The sequence below is a fragment of the Corynebacterium otitidis ATCC 51513 genome, from assembly GCF_000296405.1.
Classification (GTDB): domain Bacteria; phylum Actinomycetota; class Actinomycetes; order Mycobacteriales; family Mycobacteriaceae; genus Corynebacterium; species Corynebacterium otitidis.
Genome location: NZ_JH815192.1, coordinates 159,245 through 179,306 on the forward strand (window position 1 = coordinate 159,245; position 20,062 = coordinate 179,306).

Genomic DNA, 20,062 nt, shown 5'->3' on the forward strand with positions numbered 1-20,062 from the left:
CCTCGCGCGGCAGGTCCGGCCCGGCCCCGCGGCGGCCGCGCCGCCGCCGCGCTGCGCCGCGTGCCCCGCCCGGTTCGGCTCATCTCGCCGCTGGCGGTCCTCGTGATCTGGCAGCTGGTCAGCCAGTTCGGCCTCGTCGACGAGGCCACCCTGCCCGCGCCGTCGACGATCGTGGCTGCCGGCTGGGAGACCCTCACCGACGGCACGCTCGTCCCCGCACTGACTACCTCCGGCGGGCGCGTGATCGCCGGCTTCCTGCTCGGCGGGATCGTCGGCATCGGGCTCGGCGTGGCCGTGGGGCTCTCGAAGATCGCGGACATCGCCATCGACCCCATCGTCCAGGAGGTGCGCTCCATCCCGCACCTCGGGCTCGTGCCGCTGTTCATCATCTGGTTCGGCATCGGCGAGCTGCCCAAGGTGCTGCTCATCGCGCTCGGCGTGGGCTTCCCGCTCTACCTCAACGCCGCCTCCGGGCTGCGGCAGGTCGACTTCAAGCTCCTCGAGACCGGCCGGGTGCTCGGGTTTAGCCTGTGGCAGCGCACCCGCTACGTCGTCTTCCCCTCCGCGGCGCCCGCGCTGTTCGTCGGCCTGCGGCAGGCTTCGGCGGCGGCGTGGCTCTCGCTCATCATCGCCGAGCAGATCAACGCCCGCGAGGGCCTGGGCTTCATGATCAACAACGCCCGCGAGTTCTACCGCACCGACATCGTCATCTTCGGCCTCATCGTCTACGCGGCCTTCGGGCTGATCTGTGACTGGCTCATCCGCCTGGCCGAGCGCCGCGTCTTCGCGTACCGCACGAGCGAGCGCGCCTCCTAGACACCCCTCGCCGGCCCCACCCCCGGGGCGGGGCCGATCGCGAGATCACGACCATCACGACACGACCACAGCTGGAGCTTTAGCCATGACCACCGCAGTGCACTCCGACGCCTCGACCACGACATCCTCCCCGGCCCGCCGCGGAAAGCCCGCCGCCCGGGTGACAAACCTGCACAAGTCCTACGGCGACAAGGAGATCCTCAGGGGCATCGACCTCACCATCCGCGAGGGCGAGATCGTCGCGATCATCGGGCGCTCCGGCTCGGGCAAGTCCACCCTGCTGCGCATCCTCGCCGGCCTCTCGGAGAACCACACCGGCGAGACGCACGTCGAGGGCGCGCCCTCCGTCGCGTTCCAAGAGCCGCGGCTCTTCCCCTGGCTCACCGTCGCGAAGAACGTGGCCCTCGGCCTCAACCGCGAGGGCGTCGAGGACAAGGAGGCCCTCGAGCGCGCCGAGAAGCTCTTGGAGGAGGTTCACCTCCCCGACCGGGGCGACTCGTGGCCGCACACCCTCTCCGGCGGGCAGGCGCAGCGCGTCTCTCTCGCCCGCGCGCTCATCAGCGAGCCCAAGCTCCTTCTTCTCGACGAGCCCTTCGGCGCGCTCGACGCGCTGACGAGGATCTCCGCGCAGGAGCTCCTCCTCGAGGCCGTCCTGGGCCGCAATATCGGGGTGCTGCTCGTCACCCACGACGTCGACGAGGCCGTCGCCATCGCCGACGAGGTCGTCCTGCTCGAGGACGGGAAGATCTCGCAGCGCACGACCATCGACATCGACAAGCCCCGCGACCGCGCGAGCCGGGAGTTCTCCTCGTATACCGCGCAGCTGCTCAAGGGCCTCGGCGTCGACACCAGCGGCCGCGCCGCCTGACCCCCGGCGCCCTCTTCTGCCCGCCTGCGGCGCCCCGCGCCGCGCGGCGGGCCTCGTTCGTGCCCCGCCGCGCCCCCGACCGACGAGTCGGGCGCATTCGCGCCCGCCGCCTTAGCGCCGGCGAGGCCCCACCCAGCGAAGGAGAACACATGACCGCAACCGCGAACCCGAGCACCGCCCTGAGACGCCGGGCCCGCCGCGCCGCGGCGGGGATTGGCGGGGTGATCGTCCTGTCCGCCTCGCTCGTCGCGTGCGCCGACGACGCCGAGGAGAACCAGGAGGCCGCCGGCGGCGAGATCGACTTGAGCTCCGTGGCGCTCCAGGTCGGCGACCAGGTCGCCGGAACCGAGACGGCGCTGCGCGCCTCCGGGGAGCTCGAGGGCACGGAGTACGACATCGAGTTCTCGACGTTTAGCTCCGGGCCGCCGCAGATCGAGGCGATGAACGCCGGGCAGATCGACGTGGCCATCACCGGCAACACCCCGCCGATCCTCGCCGGGGAGACCTCCACGAAGGTCGTGCAGGCCTACTCCAACGACGCCTCCTCGATCATCATCGCCGCGCCGCCCGGCTCCGAGCTGGAGAGCCTCGAGGACCTCGAGGGGCAGTCCGTGGCGGTCGCCCAGGGCTCGAACGCGCACGGGCTGCTCGTCCAGGCGCTGCACTCGGTGGGTCTCTCCAGCGACGACATCGAGGTCAACTATCTCCAGCCGGCGGACGCGGTCAACGCCTTCCAGTCCGGGGACCTCTCGGCGTGGTCGATCTGGGACCCCTATGCCGCGATCGCCGAGCTCAACGACGCGGAGGTGCTCTTCCGCGGCACGGGGCTCACCAACGGCTTCGGCTTCGCGATCGCCTCCGACGAGGCGCTCGCCGACCCGGGTCGCGAGGCCGCGCTCGAGGACCTCCTCGAGCGCGTCGCCCGCGCCTACCACTGGACCGTGGACAACCCGGACGAGTGGGCCGAGGTCTTCGCCGAGGAGTCCGGCATCGACCGCGAGGTCGCCGAGGTCCAGACCCGCAGCAGCCGGCTGCCCATCGCGCTCAACGACGAGGTCGTCGCGCAGCAGAACGACATCGCCGAGGCCTTCCTCACCGACGACGTCGTCGCCGAGGCCGTCGACTTCGAGGACCTCGTCGACCGCCGCTTCGAGGAGTCCGTCGCCGAGTACCAGGTGCCGCTCGACGACATCGTCGACTCCGCGCCCAAGGACGCCGACGACGACGGCGACGAGGAGTCCGAGGAGCCCGCGGACGGCGACGCCACCAAGGACGACGAGGACGAGGACGAAGAAGAGGCCGACGACGAGAAGTCCTCGAACTAGCTAGTCGGTTTCGTCCTCGTCGTAGTCGACGTCGGAGTATTCCTCGAGCGAGTGGGTCTAGGATTTCGGGATCGCCTCGGCGGCGAGGCCCCACTTGTCGAGCGCCTCGAGGTAGAGGCCCTCGTCGATGAGCTCGTTGTAGGCCGCGGTGAGCACCGGCGCGAGCCCGTCGCCGCGCTTCGTCGTCGAGCCGATGACCGTCTCGTCGGGCCAGCCCTCGTTGACCCGCCCGACGACCTTAAGGTCGTCGCGCAGCGAGGCGCGGTAGGCCGCGGCCGGCGAGTCGTCGGCCGCGGCGTCCACCCGCCCGGCGGCGACGGCGAGCACCATGTCTTGGCCGTTGGTGTAGTGCGCGAGCTCCGCGGGCTCCTTGTCCTCGGCCTCTAAGAGCTCGTTCCACTCGAGCAGGATGCGCTCCTGGGTCATGCCGGCGCCCACCGCGATCCGGAGTCCGGAGATGTCCTCGTAGGACTCGATCGTGCCCTCGAAGTCGTTCCTCGAGAAGAACGCCATGAGCGCGGCGCGGCAGGTCGCGAAGTCGAAGATCTCCAGCCGCTCGCGGGTGACTCCGATGTTGAAGTGCACGACCTCGACGTCGCCCGACTGGAGTTTGAGCGGCCAGGCCGTCCAGTCGATGGGCTGCAGGTCGAGCTCTAGGCCCAGCTTGTCGGCGAGCAGCCGGGCCTGCTCGACCTCCACCCCGATGGGCGTGGCGTTGTCCGTCGCGAAGAGGAAGAACGGCGGGCTCGGCTGCGAGGGGTAGGCCACGGTGAGCTTCCCGTCCTCCGCGATCGACTCGGGCACGGCGGCGAGCTCGGGGTTCTTTTCGGCGCGGACGAGCTCCTGGTCGGGGCTTAAGTCCAGGTCGGTGTAGGCGGCATCGTCGATGGGCTGCGGATCCGCGCAGCCCGCGAGCAGCGCGCCCGCCGCCGCGAGCGCCACGAGCGGGCGGCCCGCAGCCCCCGCCGCCCCACTCATCCCCGTCGTCGGCATGCCGGTAGCCTAGCCCCGCCCGGGCGCGCGGCACGGGCCTTTTCTTCCACGCCGGGCGGCCGCCGCCCCAGCCGCGCCCGCACGGGCTAGGGTCTTAGCCGTCGTAGACGACGAGCCCGCGGCCGGCGATCTTCCTGTCGCGAAGCCGCTCGTAGGCCAGCGGGATCTCGTCGAAGCCGAAACGGTCGGTAATCAACGTGTCGAGGTCTAGCTTCCCCTCCGCGGCGAGTTCGATGAGCTTGGGCATGACCACCGAGGCGGTCGCGCCGAAGGAGCCGTGGATCTTCACCTTGCGGCGCACCGTCGCCGCGATCTGGGTGTCGATGTGGTGATCGGGCGGGGCGATGCCCGCCAGCACCGCCCGTTCCCCGGCGTCGAGCATCCCGATCGCCTGCGCGACCGTGGCCTTGTGGCCGAGCGCCTCGAACGCGACGTCCACGCCGCGCCCGACGATGCGGGTGACCTCCTCGACGGGATCGACCTCGCTGGAGTTCACCGCGTGGGTCGCGCCCATCGCCAGCGCGAGCTCGAGCTTGGCGTCGTCGACGTCCACCGCGACGACGTGCTCCGCGCCGGCGGCGCAGGCCAGGTGGATGATGCTCAGCCCCACCCCGCCGGCGGCGATGACGGCGACGCTGTCGCCGGGGCCGACCTCGCCCTCGGTGTGGACGGCGCCGTAGCCGGTGAACAGGCTGCAGCCGAGCACGGCCGCCGACTCGAGGTCGACGCCATCAGGCAGCGGGAACACCCCGCCGGCGGGGACGACGCACAGGCGCGAGTGGCCGCCCATGGAGTACATGGCGACCTCCTCCTCGCCGCGGCTGTAGCGGGTCGTGCCGTCGTAGAGGCGACCTGCGAGCCGGTTGTCCTCGAAGAAGCGCTCGCAGAGGTCCTCGTTGCCGCGCTCGCAGTGCCGGCACGAGCGACACGGCATGATGAAGCTGCACGCGACCCGCTGCCCCTCCTCGAGGCCCTCGACGCCGGGGCCGACGCCGCGCACGATGCCGGAGACCTCGTGGCCGAGCACCGCGGGCGCGGGGAATCCGACCTCGCCGTTGAGGACGTGGAGGTCGGTGTGGCACACCCCGCAGGCGCGCACCTCGACGAGCACCTCCCCCTTGTGGGGCGCCGCTACCGCGATCTCGTCGAGGGCGAGCCGGCCCGGGCCGGTGCCCTCCCCAGACATGACGAACGCCGCCGATTGCATGTGACACTCTTCGCTTTCTGGGCCAAAACCGCCACATGACACGATAAGCCAGACACCGCCGACGGCGCGGCGTTTTGGCCGGCCGGCTGAGGCCCGCGAACGCACGGGCGCACCGCGGCACCCGCCCTCGCCGGCTACCCCGCGCGACGACGCCGGGGCCGGGGCGCCGCGCGTCGCGAAGCGCCCCGGCCCCGGTTACATGGGGTCGCCGTGGCTAGTTCGTCGGGAAATTCAAGGAGGCCTCCACGGGGTCGTTCTCCTTGGGCCAGCGCTGGGTGACGACCTTGCCGCGGGTGTAGAACGCCACCCCGTCGGGGCCGTAGATGTGGTGCTCGCCGAAGAGGGAGTCCTTCCAGCCGCCGAAGGAGTGCTGCGCGGCCGGCACGGGGATCGGCACGTTGACGCCGATCATGCCGACGGTGACGCGCCGCTGAAACTCGCGGGCCGCCGCGCCTGAGCCGGTGAAGATCGCCGTGCCGTTGCCGTAGGGGTTGTTGTTGATGACCTCGATGGCCTCGTCTAGGTCCTTCACCCGCACGACGGCGAGCACCGGGCCGAAGATCTCCTGCTTGTAGGCCTCCGCCTCGGTGGAGACGTGGTCGAGGACGCTCGGGCCGGTGAAGAAGCCGCCCTCGCGGCCCTCGACGACGAGCCCGCGGCCGTCGACGGCGAGCACCGCGCCCTCGGCCTCCGCGCCGGCGACGATCGACTCGACACGCTCCTTGGCCTCCGGGGTGATGAGCGGGCCCATGCCGGTGCCCTCCTCAGCGCCGTCCCCGACGACGACGTCGGCGGCGCGCTCCTTCAGCTTCTCGACGAGCTCGTCGCCGACGTCGCCCACCGCCACCGCGACGGAGACCGCCATGCAGCGCTCCCCCGCCGAGCCGAACGCCGCCGCGGCGAGGTGATCGGCCGCGAGATCGAGGTCCGAGTCGGGCAGCACAACCGCGTGGTTCTTCGCCCCGCCGAGCGCCTGCACGCGCTTGCCGCGGGAGCTGGCCTTCTCGTAGATGCTGCGCGCCACCGGGGTGGAGCCGACGAAGGAGACCGCGTCGACGTCGTCGTGCTCGAGGAGCCGCTCGACGACGTCGCGGCCGCCGTTGACGACGTTGAACACGGCGTCGGGAAGGCCGGCCTCCTGCCACAGCTTGGCGAGCAGCAGCGAGGCCGAGGGGTCGCGCTCGGAGGGCTTGAGCACCACCGCGTTGCCGGTGGCGATCGCGATGGGCGACATCCACAGCGGAACCATGACCGGGAAATTAAACGGCGTGATCGCGGCGACGACGCCGAGCGGCTGCCTAAACGAGAACACGTCGATGCCGCTGGAGACCTGCTCCGAGTAGTCGCCCTTCAGGGTCTCGGGCAGGGCGCAGGCGTACTCGATGACCTCGAGCCCGCGGGCGACCTCGCCGGCGGCGTCGGGCAGGGTCTTGCCGTGCTCGGCGGTGATGATCCGCGCGAGCTCGTCGGTGTGGGCCTTGACCTTCTCCCGGAAGGAGAACAGCACGGAGATCCGCTTCGAGAGCGGGGTCGTAGACCAGGTATCGAAGGTGCGGCGCGCCGCCGCCACCGCCCGGTCGGCGTCGGCGGGCTCGGCGAGCGCGAGCGAGCCCGTCTGCTCACCGGTCGCGGGGTTGTAGACGGCCTGGCGGCCCGCGCCGGAGCCGGCATCGGCCTCGCCGTTGATCCAGTGGGCGATCTCGTGTGCAGCCATGGTGGTGGTCCTCAGCAACCTTCCTTCTAGTGAGGCGGCGCGCCGCGGGCCTTATGGATGAGACGCGTTACTCGCGAACGTTTATGTGTCATTCACCATAGTCAAGCGACGCGGCGGGCGCCGCCCGCGCTCCCGCGTCGGGAGGAATCGCCGCGCCCGCCGTGCCTCCCGGTCGAGCCCGATGGGCCATCCGGGCCCGCTGCTAGGCTTTGTGCCCATGGCCGATACGCACGCCCCAGACCTCGCCCCCGGCGTCACCGTCGAAGCCCGCGACGAGGAATGGCTGGTCACCAACGTCACCTCGGCGCGCGACGGGAAGCTCGTGAGCCTTCGGGGCTTGAGCGAGCTCGTGCGCGACCACACCGCGACCCTCTACACCGCGCTCGACAAGGTCACCCGGATCGACCCGGCGGCGGTGACCGTCGAGCCGGACGCCTCGGCGGGCTTCCGCACCACGAGGCTGTGGATCGAGTCGATGCTGCGTTCCACGCCGGTGCCGCTCTACCAAGAAGAGCTCGCCGTCGCCGAGGAGATGCTCGCCGACCCGCTCGACTATCAGCTCGACGCGGTGAAGAAGGCGCTCTCCTCGGACAACACGAGGCCCCGGATGCTCATCGCCGACGCCGTGGGCCTCGGCAAGACCTTAGAGATCGGCATGATCCTCGCCGAGCTCATCCGCCGCGGCCGGGGCGAGCGCATCCTCGTGGTCACCCCGCGCCACGTGCTCGAGCAGTTCCAGCAGGAGCTGTGGACGCGCTTCTCCGTGCCGCTGGTGCGGCTCGACTCGCTGGGCATCCAGAAGGTCCGCCAGCGCCTGCCCATCTCGCGCAACCCGTTTACCTACTTTCCGCGGGTCATCGTGTCGATGGACACGCTCAAGCAGGCGAAGTACCGCACCCAGCTGGAAAAAAGCCGCTGGGACGCGGTCGTCATCGACGAGATCCACAACTTCACCAACCGGGGCACGCAGAACAACCAGCTCGCCCGCACGCTCGCACCGACGACGGAGGCGCTGCTGCTGGCCTCGGCGACGCCGCACAACGGTGACCCGGACTCCTTCAAGGAGATCCTTAGGCTCCTCGACCCGACCTCGGTGCTGCCCAGCGGCGAGATCGACACCTCCGTCGCACGAAGGCTCATCATCCGGCGCAACCGCCGCTCCCAGGAGGTCGCCCAGGTCGTCGGCGACAAGTGGGCCGACCGCGACGACCCGCGCCACATCCTCGTCGCGCCGACCGAGGTCGAGCGCGCCATCGGCGAGGAGCTGAAGTCCACGTGGACCGATCCGGACTCCGGGCGCTCCCCGGGGGAGAACCCGCTCTTCGGGTGGACGCTCACCAAGGCGAATCTCTCCTCCCCCGCCGCCCTAAAGGAAACGCTCGCCAACCGGCTCAAGGCCGTGGCGCAGAAGACGGGGCGGCGCGCCGACGACGAGCGCGCCGCGCTCGAGCGGCTCGCCGGCCTCGCCGAGCGGCACTTGGATGAGGGCTCCTCGAAGCTCGACGCGCTGGTGTCCTACCTCGAGGAGATCGGCGTGGGCCCGGGCAAGCGCAACACCACCCGCGCGGTGGTGTTCTCCGAGCGGGTCGCGACCCTTTCCTGGCTCAAGGAGAGCCTCGAGGAGCGCATGGGCTTCAAGGACGGCGCGGTGCGCATCCTCCACGGCGGGCTCGACGACACCGAGCAGCTCGCGATCATCGACTCCTTCAAGCGGGAGAACTCCCCGATCAAGGTGCTCGTCACCGGCGACGTCGCCAGCGAGGGCGTCAACCTCCACGAGCAGTGCCACCACCTCGTGCACTTCGACATCCCCTGGTCGCTTATCCGCATCCAGCAGCGCAACGGCCGCATCGACCGCTACGGGCAGCGCCACACCCCGCAGATCGTCACCCTGCTGCTCGACCCGGCCGACGAGTCGACGCCCGGCGACCTGCACGTCCTCCAGCGGCTCGTCGACCGGGAGGCCGAGGCCAACCACCACCTAGGCGACTCCTCATCGCTCATGGGCCGCTACACCGCCGGCGAGGAGGAAAAGGTCGTCCAGAAGATCCTCGCCAGGGAGCGCGACTTCGACGAGGAGGTCAAGACCCCCGAGCAGGCGGAAGAGGACGCCCGCGGGCTCGGCTCGACCGCCGACGGCGCGGACGACATTTCCAGCCTGCTCGACGCTCTGGGCCTAAGCCTCGAGGACATAGCCGCCGACGAGGGCTCCTCGGCCGCCGCGCCGGCGGGCCGGCAGTCGCTCTTCCCCGACGAGAAGACCTACCTCAAGGAGGCGCTCAACGCCGCGTTCCACGACCAGCCGAGCGCCTCGCACGCGGGAGGCGGGGTGTCGTGGCGCGACCACGGCAACGACACCGCGGAGCTCGCGCCGCCGCCCGACCTCCAGCGCCGCCTCGACTTCCTACCGCAGGACTACGTCGACTACCGGCACGTCAAGGAAAAAGTCGTGCTCGCCACCTCGGAGACCACCGGCGCGGACCTGCTCGAGCGGGCGAAGCACGGCTCGAGCGAGTCGACCTGGCCCTCGGCGCACTACCTCGGGCCCCTCCACCCGGTCACCGAGTGGGCCGTCGACCGGGCGCTCGCCAACATGAGCCGCAAGGAGATCCCCGCGGCCACCGCCGACGTCGACGCGCCCGCGGTGCTGCTCATGGGCACGCTCACCAACCGGCGCGGCCAGGTCATCTCCCGCTCGTTCATCGTCTCCTCCCCCACCGACCTGGGCATCATGACGGCCGACGCGATCCCCGACCCGGTGGCCTGGCTGCGCGGCTGCGGCCTCGACGAGCGGGCCATCAACCCCCGCCAGGCGGAAGTGACCGAGGACGACGAGAAGCTCGTACGCCGCGCCGTGGAGGCGGCCCGCGGCATCCTCAGCCAGACCGTGGAGGCCGCGGACGTCGACGCGCGGCGCCGCATCGACGAGTTCACCGAGCGCGCCGACCGCTGGGAGGAGCTCGCCGAGGGCGCGACCCGCGGCCCGCAGGTCAAGCGCTCGGAGCAGCTCATCGAGCGGGAGCGCAAGCTCGTCTCGGACTTCACGCCGTCGCCGAACCCGCTCATCCGCCCGGTCGTGCTCCTCGTCCCGAAGAGGTAACGGCGACCACAAGGGCCGCAGAGCCGCTGGGCCGCGGACAGTCGAGCACCCGCCCGGGCGCCCGCCACGAACCCCACGACGAGCAGCCGCCCGCCAACCAGTTTTCCGGTCGGCGGGCGGTTCCCGTATCAGGGCCTGTTAGCCCCGCCGCCGACAGAGCGCTGCGAGGCCGGCGCCGGCCGCCGCGGCAATCGCGCCGACGAGCAACGCGCCCAGGAGCGGGGACCCGGTCGACGCGAGGCCCCCGGGACTCTTCACTGCGGACTCGTTTCGTGAGCCAGAGTCGTCCCCGGGATTCGAGTTCGCGGGCCGCTCGCCGGCTGCATCGCCGCCGCCGGCCTGCGGATCGCCTGCGGGTGCCTCGTCCTCCGGGGCGGCGGGCTCCTCGGGCGCGGCGCCGCCCTCGGCGGGAACCTCGAGGTCGACCCACACGAGGTGGTGGTCGCTGGTGAGCTGCGGGTCCATGATCTCCGCGAGGCGCTCGCCCTCGCCGGGCCAAAACACGCCCGATCCCGAGACCGTGAGCCCGGTCGAGGGCAGCGCGTAGTCGACGCGCAGGTTGCCGGGGTCCGGCTCCTCGAAGTCCGCCGTGTCGAGCTCCGCGGGTCCGGCGTGGTGCTCGTTGCCCGGCTGCGCGGCCGCGGCCTCGACCGCGCCCCTGGAGGCGGGCCGCGGGTCCTGGACGCGCGGCATCTCGAGCAGCTGGCGGATCGCGGGGTAGTCGCCGCCGCCGTCGAAGGGGTCGGAGTTTTGATCGCCCACGACGACGAACTCCTCGCCCTCGGGAAGTCCGCCGGCCGCGCCCTCGTCGTCGTAGAGGTAGGCGGCACGCTCCCCGCCGGCGACGTAGTCGGCGGTCAGCCTGATCTCGTCGGAGTTGCGGCGCTTGTTGCGTTCCTCCTCCCCGTCGAAGGCCGGGGGCGTCGGGTGGGAGGCCAGCAGGTGGAAGCGCCCGCCGGGCGCCTCGACGGGCAGGTCCCAGTGGCTCTTCGACGACAGGCGCAGATCCTCGGCGTTGTCCCCGTAGAAGCCCGCGGGCAGGAGGCTGTCGGGCATGTCGGCCCACCGGAAGTTCTGGAAGGTGCGGGCCTCCTCGGCGGCCAGCGGGTACCGAGAGAGCACCGCCATGCCGTACTGGCCGGGGAAGTCCCCGAAGCCGTAGGCGTCGTCCGGTCCGCCGAGCTCCCCATCGTTATCGAGGTCGAGGCCGGAGTCGACGCCGGTGTTCACCGGCGCGACGAAGCTGTACTCGTAGTCGATGGGTTCCCCGCCGAGCTGCGGCTGCCCGAGATAATCCTGCAGGAAGAGCTCGACGGCGCGGGAGCCGCCGCCCTCCCCGAGCTCGTCGTAGTCGACCTCGTTGAGCAGCACGACGTCGGGGCGCACCTCCTGGATGACCGCGGCGACGTTTTGCGCCTGCGCATCCTCCCCGCCCTCGAGATCGGAGACGAGCTGCCCCTCGGCAGGGCGGTTGAGCGCCACGTTGTACGTCGCGACCCGCACGGTCTCCCCTCGGTTGTTGTCGGTCTCCTCTGCCGTCGCCACGGCAGGCACGATCGCCGCCCCGGCGACGACGGCCGCCGCGACGCCGCCCGCGAGCCGCCTGCCGTCATGATTTCCCAAGATTCTCATGCCACGAAAACTATCCGGCCAGACCGACTATCGGGTGTCCGAGCGGTGAACCGATGCCCGAACAGAATCTCCGTCTTCACGCCCTGTGGCCGTCCGCGGGGATTCCTAACCGAGGCGCAGCACCGTCTCGAGGAGCTGGTGGTCGCTGGGATAGTTGTTGCCGGCGTGGTCCGGGATCAGGGAGCACGGCCCCTCAACGCGGGTAAACGCCGAGGCGCTCTCCTCGGTGCCGCTCCGGTCGTCGGGTTCCTCGTCGGCCCGGCAGCCGATAGTCCGCGCCGACACAGGCTCGAAGCCGCGGACAAAGACGAAGTCGATGCGGTCGCGCGGCTCGCGATCTGCCGGCTCGATCGGCGACCAGGTGTCCCCAGGCTGGCTGACCGGATCGGAATGCACGGCACGGAAGGCTTCGACGAATCCAGCGGCGAGCACAGCGTCGGTCGCCGGCCAGGAGACGTTCGGCCGGTCCTCCCGGGCGACCCAATCCGCGGTCGCCGGGCAGTTGAAGTCGCCCCCGATGATGACGGGAAGTTTCCGCCCGTCAAGGAGCCTGTCCGTCTCCTCGAGCACCCGGCGAATCTGGGCGAGCCGTCTCTCCTCTCCCGGGGCCGCGTGAACCTCGGCCTCGGGTTTGCCCGCAAGCGCCGCGTAGGGGCCGTAGTCGTGCGGCGCGAGGTGCACCGACCAGGCGAGCACCGGGGAGCCCTCGACGCGCAGCCAGGCGGCCGTCGCGAAAGGCGCCGTGTCCGTTGACGCGAGCTCGACGCCGCCCGAGGCGGCAACCGCCGTGTCCCACCCCTGCTGGGCGTGGTTACGCCCCAGCTCCCGGGAGGCATTCCCGGCGAGCTCGAAGGCCGTTTCCTGGTAGAGGCACAGATCCGCCGGGAACGACCTCGACGTCGCGACGATCTTGTCGTGGCCATCGCGCACGCGGGCACCGCCAAACCAGAGGTTCCAAGACTGGCACACGATCTCGGTCATGGTGCAACCTTTCTCGTCGGCGACGTTGAGGAGGCCGCCCCTCGAAGGATGAGGCGGCGGTTCGTCGCATCGAAGACACATTTCTCGAGACTAGGGATTCGAGCGTCGGCATCGAGCTCGATTGTAAGATCAGCGTTGACTCCCAGAACGCGGCAACCGGCGGCACGGGCGGCCGCGGCGCCCGCGGGCGAGTCCTCGACGACGAGCACGTGGCCCGGGGGCACGCTAATCTGTTTGCAGGCCTCGAGGTAGACATCGGGGCTGGGCTTTCCGGCGACGACGTCGTCGATGGATACGACGGCGTCGAAGTGGTCGGCGATGCCCGCGGCCTCCAACAGCGCGCGCACGTCCTCCCCACGCCCATTGCTCGCCACCGCGGCGGGCACCACCCCGTCGATCGCGCCGAGCAGCGCGCGTACCCCGGGCATGGGAGCATCGCACTCCCGCAGGAGCAGCGAATAGCGCCGGGAGATGTTCTTCTCGACCGACTCGGCGGAGCGCGCGGATGCTGCGGCGGCGACCAGCGCTTGGGCGGCCTGCCGGGCGGGCAGCCCCATAAGGCCCTCGGGGGCGATGTCGGCCTCGAGCCGTTCGATCTGCTCGGCCACGACCTGGAGCCACGGCCGTTCCGAGTCGACGAGCGTGCCGTCGCAGTCGAAGATCACCGCTTCGACGGGGCCAAGTCCGTCCGCGGCTGGGTAGCCCGCCCTCATGCCTCGCGTGCTTCGCTCGCGGCAACGCGGAGGGCAACGTCCCCGTCGAAGCGCACCGAGACCGGCGTGCCGACGGGCAGACGGGCAGCCTCGGCGACTTGGAGGGAGACCCACCAATCGCGTGGTGTCCCCGGGTGAGAGACGGAGACCATCGTCCGATCGCCGAGATACCGGCTTCCGGAGACCACCGCGCGCGACTCCGAGTCTTCGACGATGTGGAGGAATTCGGGCCTCACGAACACGGCGTCGAGCTCGTCGCCGGGCCCGTCGTGCGCCTCGAGGGGGATCTCTGAGCCGCCCCGCCAGGAGCGCGGCACGACAAACTCGTTGATGGTGCCCACGAAGCGGGCGACGAAAGGGGTCGCCGGGGAGGAGTACACTTCCTCCGGCACGGCGTGCTGCTCGACCACGCCGTTGTTGAGGACGGCGACCTTGTCCGCGATAACGAGGGCCTCGGACTGGTCGTGGGTGATGAACATCGTCGTCGTGCCGGCAGTTTTCTGAACGCGGCGGATCTCGTCGCGGAGGTTCCGGCGAACGCTCGCGTCGAGCGCGGAGAGCGGCTCGTCGAGGAGCAGCACCCGAGGCTCGATGGCCAGCGCCCGGGCGAGCGCGACGCGCTGCTGCTGCCCGCCGGAGAGCTCGTGGGGGTAGCGCTCGGCATAGCCGGGCAGCCCGCACATCTCGAGGAGCTCCTCGGTGCGCTTCCGCCGCGCGGCCGCGGGGCGCCTACGGATGCGCTGGCCGTAGTCGATATTCCCGCCGACGGTGAGGTTGGGAAACAGGCTTAGCCCCTGGAAGACGATGCCCATGTTGCGCTTCTCCGCGGGCGTGCGAAGGATCGACTTCCCGCCGACGGCGACGTCGCCCGAGTCGGGCTGCTCGAAGCCGGCGAGCAGGCGAAGGGTCGTCGTCTTCCCGCAGCCCGACGGCCCGAGCACGGTGAGCAGCTCCCCGGGATCGATGGTGAAGTCGAGGTCGGTGAGAACGCGCGGGCCGTCCCCGTAGGACTTGCTCACGTGGCTAAAGCTCACGGACACGGCGTCGCCCGCGCCCGCGGCTTCCTCGCCGGCCTCGGCGGCGTGGTGGATGGTTGTTGTCGACATCGCTGTTAGCTTTCCTCGGTCGTGGGTGCGCCGACGCGCACCGCGGGGTGGGTGGAGTGGGAGCCGGAGTCACCGCTGGTGGGCTGGCCGAACCGCCCGGCGTAGACCATCGCGAAGGCGAGCAGGCCCCAGGTGACGATGTTGGAGACCAAAGACAGCGCGATGGAGGCGCGGAAGTCGGTCGTCGACAGGGTCGCCATGTAGACGGGCAGGGTGTTCACGCTCATCGTCGCGGCGACGGTGTACTCGCCGATCGCGAGGCAGAACGCGAAGCACGCGGAGAAGATCACCGAGCCGCGGATATTCGGCGCGACGACCTTCGCGAGCGTGCGCCAGGTGCCCGCGCCGAGCGACTCGGAGGCCTCGACGTAGGTGCGCAGCGGGATCGCGGAGAGCGCCGCGTCGATGGAGCGGTACGTGAACGGCAGGGCGAGGATGACGTAGGCTCCGACCACGGCGACGGGGAAGTCGGGGTTCTGCAGCCCTTGGGCCAGCTGGTTCGCCGCGGAGCCCCTTCCCTGGGATGCGAGCCCCTGGAGCACCGCCATGAGCCCCGCGACGAGCGCGATCGACGGGATGACGAGCGGCAGGGTGCACACCACCGATAAGACCCCGGAGAGCTTCGGGGCCCACAGGTGGACGGCGACGACGGCCGGGACGAGCGCCGCGATGAGTACGACGACGGTCGCCGCGGCGAGCGCGACGCTGAGGCCCAGCGAACGGTAGAACTGCGGGTCGCTGAGGAAGCCCACGAACCCGGAGGCCGTGAAGCTCCCCTGCGAGATGAGCGCGTAGGCGGCGAGCCCTAGCTGCGGCACGGCGACCGCGACCGCGGCGACGGCGACGGCGACCCATGACACCTTCTTAGAGGCGCCGCCCCGCGTGGCGGCTGTGCTGCTTAGAGCTGCCATCTGCGACTCCTATTCTGCAACCAGGTGAACGCGACGAGGGTGACGACAGCGACGACGGCGGTGACCATGCCCATCGCCATGGCGACCGTGCGCCCGCCGCTCGCCGCTGATCCGCTGAGCTCGTTGGCGATCTGGAGGGTGACGAGCGGGAACGACCCGGTGCCCATGAGCACGGCGGCCGAGGCGTGGGTGGCGAACGCCGCGCCGAAGAGCATGATCGCGGCGCCGAGCACCGTGGGCGCGAGGATGGGCATGCCGACGCGCCGCCAGAACGTCCACGCCGATCCGCCGAGCGAGGTGTTCGCCTCCCGCCAGGAGGTCCGCAGCGCCCGGAAGCTCGGCAGGGTGAGCAGCACCATCGTCGGGATGAGGAAGTACTGGTACATGATGACCAGCCCGCGCAGGCTGTACAGGCTGAAGTCCCCGTCGACCGCGGTGACCGCGTCGATGAGATAACCGGTGTTGCCCAGCAGCACGATGAAGGAGAACGCCAGCGGCGCGCCACCGGAGTTGGCGAGCACGCTAGAGATGATCCCCGTTATCGCGTCGACGGTCGTCGAGCGCACCGTCGAGATCGCCGCCGCGACGACGAGACCGACCACGGTCGCGATGAGCGCCGACAGCCCGGAGACGATCAGCGAGTTTTTCAGCGCCAGGCCCCGGTTGCCCTCGGCGAGCGCGGCGTAGTTCTCCAGGGTGAAGCCGTCGCCTGAGCTCGTCCGGAACGAGGTGTAGGCCATGCCGAGGATCGGCAGGACGAGGAAGCACGCGACGATGATCGTCAGCGGCGCGAGCGTCGACACCGCCGCCGCGCGAGTGGATTTGCCCTTCGAGTCGCGGTGTCCGTGGCTCTGCCGAGGTTGTGAGCGGCTGAGCCCCTGGGTCATCGGCCCACCGCCTCGACCCAGCCGTCCTGGAGCACCTGGTGCTGCGCGGCGCGCTGCTTCAGGTTCGGCTGCGGGGCGTCCTCGAGGGCCCCCTCGGGAAGGTTGTCGACCGCCTCTTCGTCGGCGGTGCCCTCGTCGATCATCTCCTGCAGGCGCACCGGCTGAACGAAGCCCTTGAGCAGCAGGTTCTGCCCCTCGTCGGAGAAGAGGAACTCGAGGAACAGTCTGGCGACCGCGGGGTGCGGGGCGTCCTCGTTGATCGACGCCGCGTAGTAGGACGAGACCGTGCCCTCCTCGGGCGGAATGATCTGCAGGTCGACGCCCGAGCCGGCGAGGTTGTCGACCATCGGGGCGAGGAGATAATCCCAGTTGATCAGGATGGGGGTCTCGTTGGTCTCGATGGTGCCCTCGGATCCCTCGACGGGAACGAGGTTGCCCTTCTCGGCGAGCTCGCCGAAGAAATCGATGCCCGGCTGGATGTCGTCGAGGCTCCCGCCATTGGCCAACGCCGCCGCGTAGACGACCATGAAGCTCGACTCCCCGGTGGTCGGGTCGCCGGGGATGGCTACCTTGTCCCGGTACTCCTCGTCGAGGAGGTCCTCGAACGACTCAGGGCACTTCTCGACCTGGGTGGCGTCGCAGCCGATCGCGATGTTCCCGCCGAGGTGGTTGTGCCAAGTGTCGTTCTCGGAGCGCATGTCCGCGTCGATATTCTCCGCGCCCTGAGGGGTGTACGTGGCAAGCAGCCCGTCCTCCTCTGCCTGGGCGGCGAACGACATGCCGGTATCCAGGTAGTCCAGCGAGTTGTCCTGCCCCTGCCGGGACTGCACGGCGTTGATGAGGTCCTGCGAGGAGCCGGCGGAGACGTCGTTATTGATGTCGATGCCGTACTTCTCGGAAAAGGCCTGAAGCACCTCGCCGTAGTTGGCCCAGTCCTCGTAGAGGCCCATGGAGTTGAACTCTCCCTCGGCCTGCGCGGCCTCGATCAGAGCGTCCATGCCGCCGCCCTCCTCGAGGGTCGTGGCCTGGCGCCAGTGGGCCGACTCCTCGGATTCCGCCCCACCGCCGCAGGCGGTGAGGCTCAACGCTGCGCTCGCCGCCACGGCGACGGAAGCAATCGCACGAGTTTTCGTCATTGGTGTAGTCCCCGTTTCTCCAGAGCGAGGACCCGCGACAGCGCATCCTCACTAGTGAGCTTGTTACCTCACTAGAGAAACACGCTGACGTAAAAGTTGGTTTACCTCAAGGTTTAGTTGAGGTAGCCGCAAGATCAACTCTCGAGGACTGCCCACGATGACGGGCGACGATGACGCCGGTTCGTTACCTACGCGACGACAGAGCTGCACGAACGTTGCGCTACGGCGCCTTCCACCGCCGCTACCGACGTCCGCCGTGCCGACGTTTAGCACCGCGGCACCGGTCTACCCACCGCGGCCGCTGCGCTCGGGCGCCCAGCTCGCGAAGAAAACGAAACGCTTAGCGCCCGGGCGCGGAGATCCAGCCGAGAGAGTTGTTGCCCTGGGCGTTGGACACGGCCAGCGAGACCGCCCCGGAGACGTAGTGGTCCTCGGAGCGCTCGAGCGGGGTACCCCACCGATCCCTGCTCAACCGGAGGTGCCGCAAGATCGGATCTCCCTCGGCAAGCCTCAGGTGGCGCGCATCGACGTCGTCGGCTGCCGCGGCGGAGAACACGTGATCTGCGGCGGCAAACTCGATGCCGAACAGCTCGCGCAGCTGATTAGTCACTGACGGCGAATCTGGGCGCAGCTCGGCGACCTTCCTACCGACCTGCGGTGTGTAGCGCGTGCGCTCGAGAAGGATCGGTTCCCCATCAAGCGTCCGAACACGCAGCACCTGCAGGACTTCATCGCCCTCCGCGAGGCGAAGCGCCTCGACATCATTCTCAGAGGGTTCGCGCCACCGCTGCTCGACTACTAGCCCGCCGGGGGTCCTGCCCTGCCCGTACGCCCACTGCGCGAAGCTGCGGAACTCATTGAACCCGCGGCTCGACACGCTCGAGCGCATGACCACCTTGCGGGCGCCACGGCGGGCGCTCAGCATGCCCTCATCAACAAGCACGCCTAGCGCCTGTCGAACCGTCCCCGGGGCGACACCGAATCGCTCAGCGAGCTGGGCTTCCGAGGGAAGGGAATAACCGGTGGGATAAGAGCCAGAGTCAATCTGTCGTCGGAGCTCGCGGGCGATCTCCTGGTATCGCGGGATTCCTTTCGCCACGGCTACCGACCTCACTTCTTCCCTCGAGTCGCGACGCCACTGTCTCTCGCTGACTGCTCTCGATTAGATCAGCCCGCGGACATAGGCGGTCTTTTCACCCTACCGATCCGCGGTCCGCGCAACACCGGGGCGCCCCACTCGACAGAGACTCACTCCGCTCGCTGTCCCGATGCCTTGCTCTGCTCCGCTACGCGACCTACCCCTAGGTAGCATTGCCACATCGTCCCGGGCAGTCCCCGAGCGCCATGGAGTACAGGCTGAAGCTCGAGGGACGATTCGAAATCCTACGGTTGGAAGGTGTGGTTGTCGGTGGCTGGGTTTGATTCGATCATCAACGTCGATGAGCTGCTGCCCGACTTCTACTTCACCTCCACCGACTCCAAGGGCGACTCGCTAACCAAGCGCGTCCGTAACCGGATCAAGGACTTCGCCGATGACGAGAAAACCCCCGGCATCCTCACCTCCTGGGGCAGGTTCAAGGCGGCGCGGGCCACGATTCAGCAGACGCTCCTCGACCAGCCCGGCCAGGCCACGCCGCTGATTCTTGAGGCGCTCGGCTACCGCGCCCCGAAGCGTGTCACCTTCGAGACCGCGCAGGGCCAGCTCGAGCTGACGGCCTCCACCGCCGACGGTGTCGTCGCATTGGCGGCGGAGCCGGTGGCGGATATCTCCGAGCTGGAAACCACCGCCCGACCCACCAACACGGTGACCCGGGACGAGAGGTGGATTGCCGGACCCGCACCACGAAACAACGTCGATACTGAAGCAGCCGACATCGGCGAGGAGAACGACGATCTCGCCGGTGCCGACACCGCCGAAACCGTCAATGCGGGTAACGCCCCTGAAGCCATTGCGGCCAGCACGCCGCGGGGCGGGGGCCTGTCGGTCTTCAAACTGCTCACCGAAATCTTCCTCGCCGACGAACCCCCAGTCTTCATACTCGTGGCCGCCGGCGGCTGGCTGGTGGTGGCCGAGCGCGACAGCTGGCCACTGGGCAAATACCTCGCGATCAACCTCGCCGCCGTGGCGGAACGCGCCGATACCACCCAGGCCGGGGAAACCGCCCACGCCGTGTGCCTCACCTGCCGGGAAAACCTCTCCCACCTACCGGAGCGGGACTCGTGGCTTCAAGACACCCTCGCCGAGTCGCGTAAGGCCGCAGCGGCTGTGTCGGATGATCTACGTGAAGCGATCCGCCAGTCGGTCGAGCTCATCGGCCAGGACGTCGCCGCCCACCACCGCGAAGCAGGCATCACCCTCACCCCAGACGATGGGGAGCTGATCGGCAGGCAGGCGCTGCGGTATCTCTACCGGATCATGTTCGTCCTCTTCGCCGAAGAATCCCCCGAACTGGAAATCCTGCCCGCCGGGGTTCCCGAGTACGAAGCCGGCTACGGCACCGCACGCTTAAAAGAACTCATCTTGTCGCCGCCGACGGGCCTGCAGGCCAGCCTCGGGCGGCACGTGTACGACTCGCTGCAGGTGATCTTCCGGTTGATCTCCACCGGCCACAACCCCGACAAACCGGCGAGGGATGACACGTGGGTGCCGGATGATGCCGCCGGCGACCCCGG

At 69.8% G+C, this 20,062-nt stretch carries 15 protein-coding genes and 1 pseudogene; 5 read left to right on the plus strand and 11 right to left on the minus strand.

Features of this window, described 5'->3' with window-relative positions:
• The first annotated feature begins 51 nt into the window (after window positions 1–51).
• The 3 genes from HMPREF9719_RS00755 to HMPREF9719_RS00765 all read left to right on the plus strand — a co-directional run bounded on the left by HMPREF9719_RS00755 (window position 52) and on the right by HMPREF9719_RS00765 (window position 3,009).
• Entirely contained in the window at window positions 52–816 is a 765-nt protein-coding gene (locus tag HMPREF9719_RS00755) for an ABC transporter permease (protein WP_038075284.1), read from the plus strand.
• An 85-nt stretch (window positions 817–901) separates the two neighbouring features.
• Window positions 902–1,684 carry an ABC transporter ATP-binding protein gene (locus HMPREF9719_RS00760; protein WP_004600041.1) on the plus strand — a complete coding sequence of 261 codons (783 nt, stop codon included), beginning with the start codon at window positions 902–904 and terminating at the stop codon, window positions 1,682–1,684.
• Window positions 1,685–1,833: 149 nt separating this feature from the next.
• A complete protein-coding gene (locus HMPREF9719_RS00765; RefSeq protein ID WP_004600042.1) occupies window positions 1,834–3,009 on the plus strand; it encodes an ABC transporter substrate-binding protein in 1,176 nt (391 codons plus the stop codon).
• A 57-nt stretch (window positions 3,010–3,066) separates the two neighbouring features.
• On the opposite strand, the gene HMPREF9719_RS00770 is transcribed toward HMPREF9719_RS00765, so the two are convergent.
• The 3 genes from HMPREF9719_RS00770 to HMPREF9719_RS00780 form a co-directional block, all read right to left on the minus strand.
• Window positions 3,067–4,002, minus strand: a complete 936-nt coding sequence (locus tag HMPREF9719_RS00770; RefSeq protein ID WP_004600043.1) for a transporter substrate-binding domain-containing protein — start codon at window positions 4,000–4,002, stop codon at window positions 3,067–3,069.
• A gap of 94 nt (window positions 4,003–4,096) precedes the next feature.
• A complete protein-coding gene (locus HMPREF9719_RS00775; RefSeq protein ID WP_004600044.1) occupies window positions 4,097–5,209 on the minus strand; it encodes an alcohol dehydrogenase catalytic domain-containing protein in 1,113 nt (370 codons plus the stop codon).
• Window positions 5,210–5,423: 214 nt separating this feature from the next.
• Complete coding sequence (locus tag HMPREF9719_RS00780; protein WP_004600045.1) at window positions 5,424–6,923, minus strand: CoA-acylating methylmalonate-semialdehyde dehydrogenase; 1,500 nt, start codon at window positions 6,921–6,923, stop codon at window positions 5,424–5,426.
• A 217-nt stretch (window positions 6,924–7,140) separates the two neighbouring features.
• On the opposite strand from HMPREF9719_RS00780, the gene HMPREF9719_RS00785 reads away from it, so the two are divergent.
• Window positions 7,141–10,023 carry a DEAD/DEAH box helicase gene (locus HMPREF9719_RS00785; RefSeq protein WP_004600046.1) on the plus strand — a complete coding sequence of 961 codons (2,883 nt, stop codon included), beginning with the start codon at window positions 7,141–7,143 and terminating at the stop codon, window positions 10,021–10,023.
• Window positions 10,024–10,161: 138 nt separating this feature from the next.
• Here HMPREF9719_RS00785 and HMPREF9719_RS00790 read toward each other — a convergent pair whose 3' ends face one another.
• From HMPREF9719_RS00790 to HMPREF9719_RS00825, 8 genes are all read right to left on the minus strand, one after another.
• The gene (locus tag HMPREF9719_RS00790) at window positions 10,162–11,655 is read right to left on the minus strand and encodes an endonuclease/exonuclease/phosphatase family protein (protein WP_004600047.1); all 1,494 of its coding nucleotides are present in this window, start codon (window positions 11,653–11,655) and stop codon (window positions 10,162–10,164) included.
• Window positions 11,656–11,760: 105 nt separating this feature from the next.
• Window positions 11,761–12,636, minus strand: coding sequence for an endonuclease/exonuclease/phosphatase family protein (locus HMPREF9719_RS00795; RefSeq protein ID WP_004600048.1), 876 nt, complete (start codon window positions 12,634–12,636; stop codon window positions 11,761–11,763).
• Window positions 12,633–13,349 carry an HAD family hydrolase gene (locus HMPREF9719_RS00800; protein WP_004600049.1) on the minus strand — a complete coding sequence of 239 codons (717 nt, stop codon included), beginning with the start codon at window positions 13,347–13,349 and terminating at the stop codon, window positions 12,633–12,635. The genes HMPREF9719_RS00795 and HMPREF9719_RS00800 overlap by 4 nt, the downstream gene beginning before the upstream one ends.
• Window positions 13,346–14,455, minus strand: a complete 1,110-nt coding sequence (locus HMPREF9719_RS00805; RefSeq protein WP_004600050.1) for an ABC transporter ATP-binding protein — start codon at window positions 14,453–14,455, stop codon at window positions 13,346–13,348. Before HMPREF9719_RS00805 ends, HMPREF9719_RS00800 begins: the two co-directional genes overlap by 4 nt.
• A gap of 5 nt (window positions 14,456–14,460) precedes the next feature.
• On the minus strand, window positions 14,461–15,315 hold the full coding sequence (locus tag HMPREF9719_RS00810) for an ABC transporter permease (protein WP_244848169.1): 855 nt from the start codon (window positions 15,313–15,315) through the stop codon (window positions 14,461–14,463).
• A gap of 38 nt (window positions 15,316–15,353) precedes the next feature.
• A complete protein-coding gene (locus HMPREF9719_RS00815; protein ID WP_004600052.1) occupies window positions 15,354–16,253 on the minus strand; it encodes an ABC transporter permease in 900 nt (299 codons plus the stop codon).
• Entirely contained in the window at window positions 16,250–17,389 is a 1,140-nt protein-coding gene (locus HMPREF9719_RS00820) for an extracellular solute-binding protein (protein ID WP_004600053.1), read from the minus strand. The genes HMPREF9719_RS00815 and HMPREF9719_RS00820 overlap by 4 nt, the downstream gene beginning before the upstream one ends.
• A gap of 340 nt (window positions 17,390–17,729) precedes the next feature.
• A complete protein-coding gene (locus HMPREF9719_RS00825) occupies window positions 17,730–18,503 on the minus strand; it encodes a GntR family transcriptional regulator (protein WP_004601801.1) in 774 nt (257 codons plus the stop codon).
• 294 nt (window positions 18,504–18,797) lie between these two features.
• On the opposite strand from HMPREF9719_RS00825, the pseudogene HMPREF9719_RS00830 reads away from it, so the two are divergent.
• A pseudogene (locus tag HMPREF9719_RS00830) lies at window positions 18,798–20,062 on the plus strand (hypothetical protein); the annotation flags it as partial.

Bases quoted from the DNA above. Each gene is read 5' to 3' on its own strand.
- HMPREF9719_RS00775 (WP_004600044.1), bottom strand. From the start codon at position 5,209: ATGCAATCGGCGGCGTTCGTCATGTCTGGGGAGGGCACCGGCCCGGGC.
- HMPREF9719_RS00820 (WP_004600053.1), bottom strand. From the start codon at position 17,389: ATGACGAAAACTCGTGCGATTGCTTCCGTCGCCGTGGCGGCGAGCGCA.
- HMPREF9719_RS00785 (WP_004600046.1), top strand. From the start codon at position 7,141: ATGGCCGATACGCACGCCCCAGACCTCGCCCCCGGCGTCACCGTCGAA.
- HMPREF9719_RS00765 (WP_004600042.1), top strand. From the start codon at position 1,834: ATGACCGCAACCGCGAACCCGAGCACCGCCCTGAGACGCCGGGCCCGC.
- HMPREF9719_RS00760 (WP_004600041.1), top strand. From the start codon at position 902: ATGACCACCGCAGTGCACTCCGACGCCTCGACCACGACATCCTCCCCG.
- HMPREF9719_RS00805 (WP_004600050.1), bottom strand. From the start codon at position 14,455: ATGTCGACAACAACCATCCACCACGCCGCCGAGGCCGGCGAGGAAGCC.
- HMPREF9719_RS00795 (WP_004600048.1), bottom strand. From the start codon at position 12,636: ATGACCGAGATCGTGTGCCAGTCTTGGAACCTCTGGTTTGGCGGTGCC.
- HMPREF9719_RS00790 (WP_004600047.1), bottom strand. From the start codon at position 11,655: ATGAGAATCTTGGGAAATCATGACGGCAGGCGGCTCGCGGGCGGCGTC.
- HMPREF9719_RS00800 (WP_004600049.1), bottom strand. From the start codon at position 13,349: ATGAGGGCGGGCTACCCAGCCGCGGACGGACTTGGCCCCGTCGAAGCG.
- HMPREF9719_RS00815 (WP_004600052.1), bottom strand. From the start codon at position 16,253: ATGACCCAGGGGCTCAGCCGCTCACAACCTCGGCAGAGCCACGGACAC.
- HMPREF9719_RS00770 (WP_004600043.1), bottom strand. From the start codon at position 4,002: ATGCCGACGACGGGGATGAGTGGGGCGGCGGGGGCTGCGGGCCGCCCG.
- HMPREF9719_RS00780 (WP_004600045.1), bottom strand. From the start codon at position 6,923: ATGGCTGCACACGAGATCGCCCACTGGATCAACGGCGAGGCCGATGCC.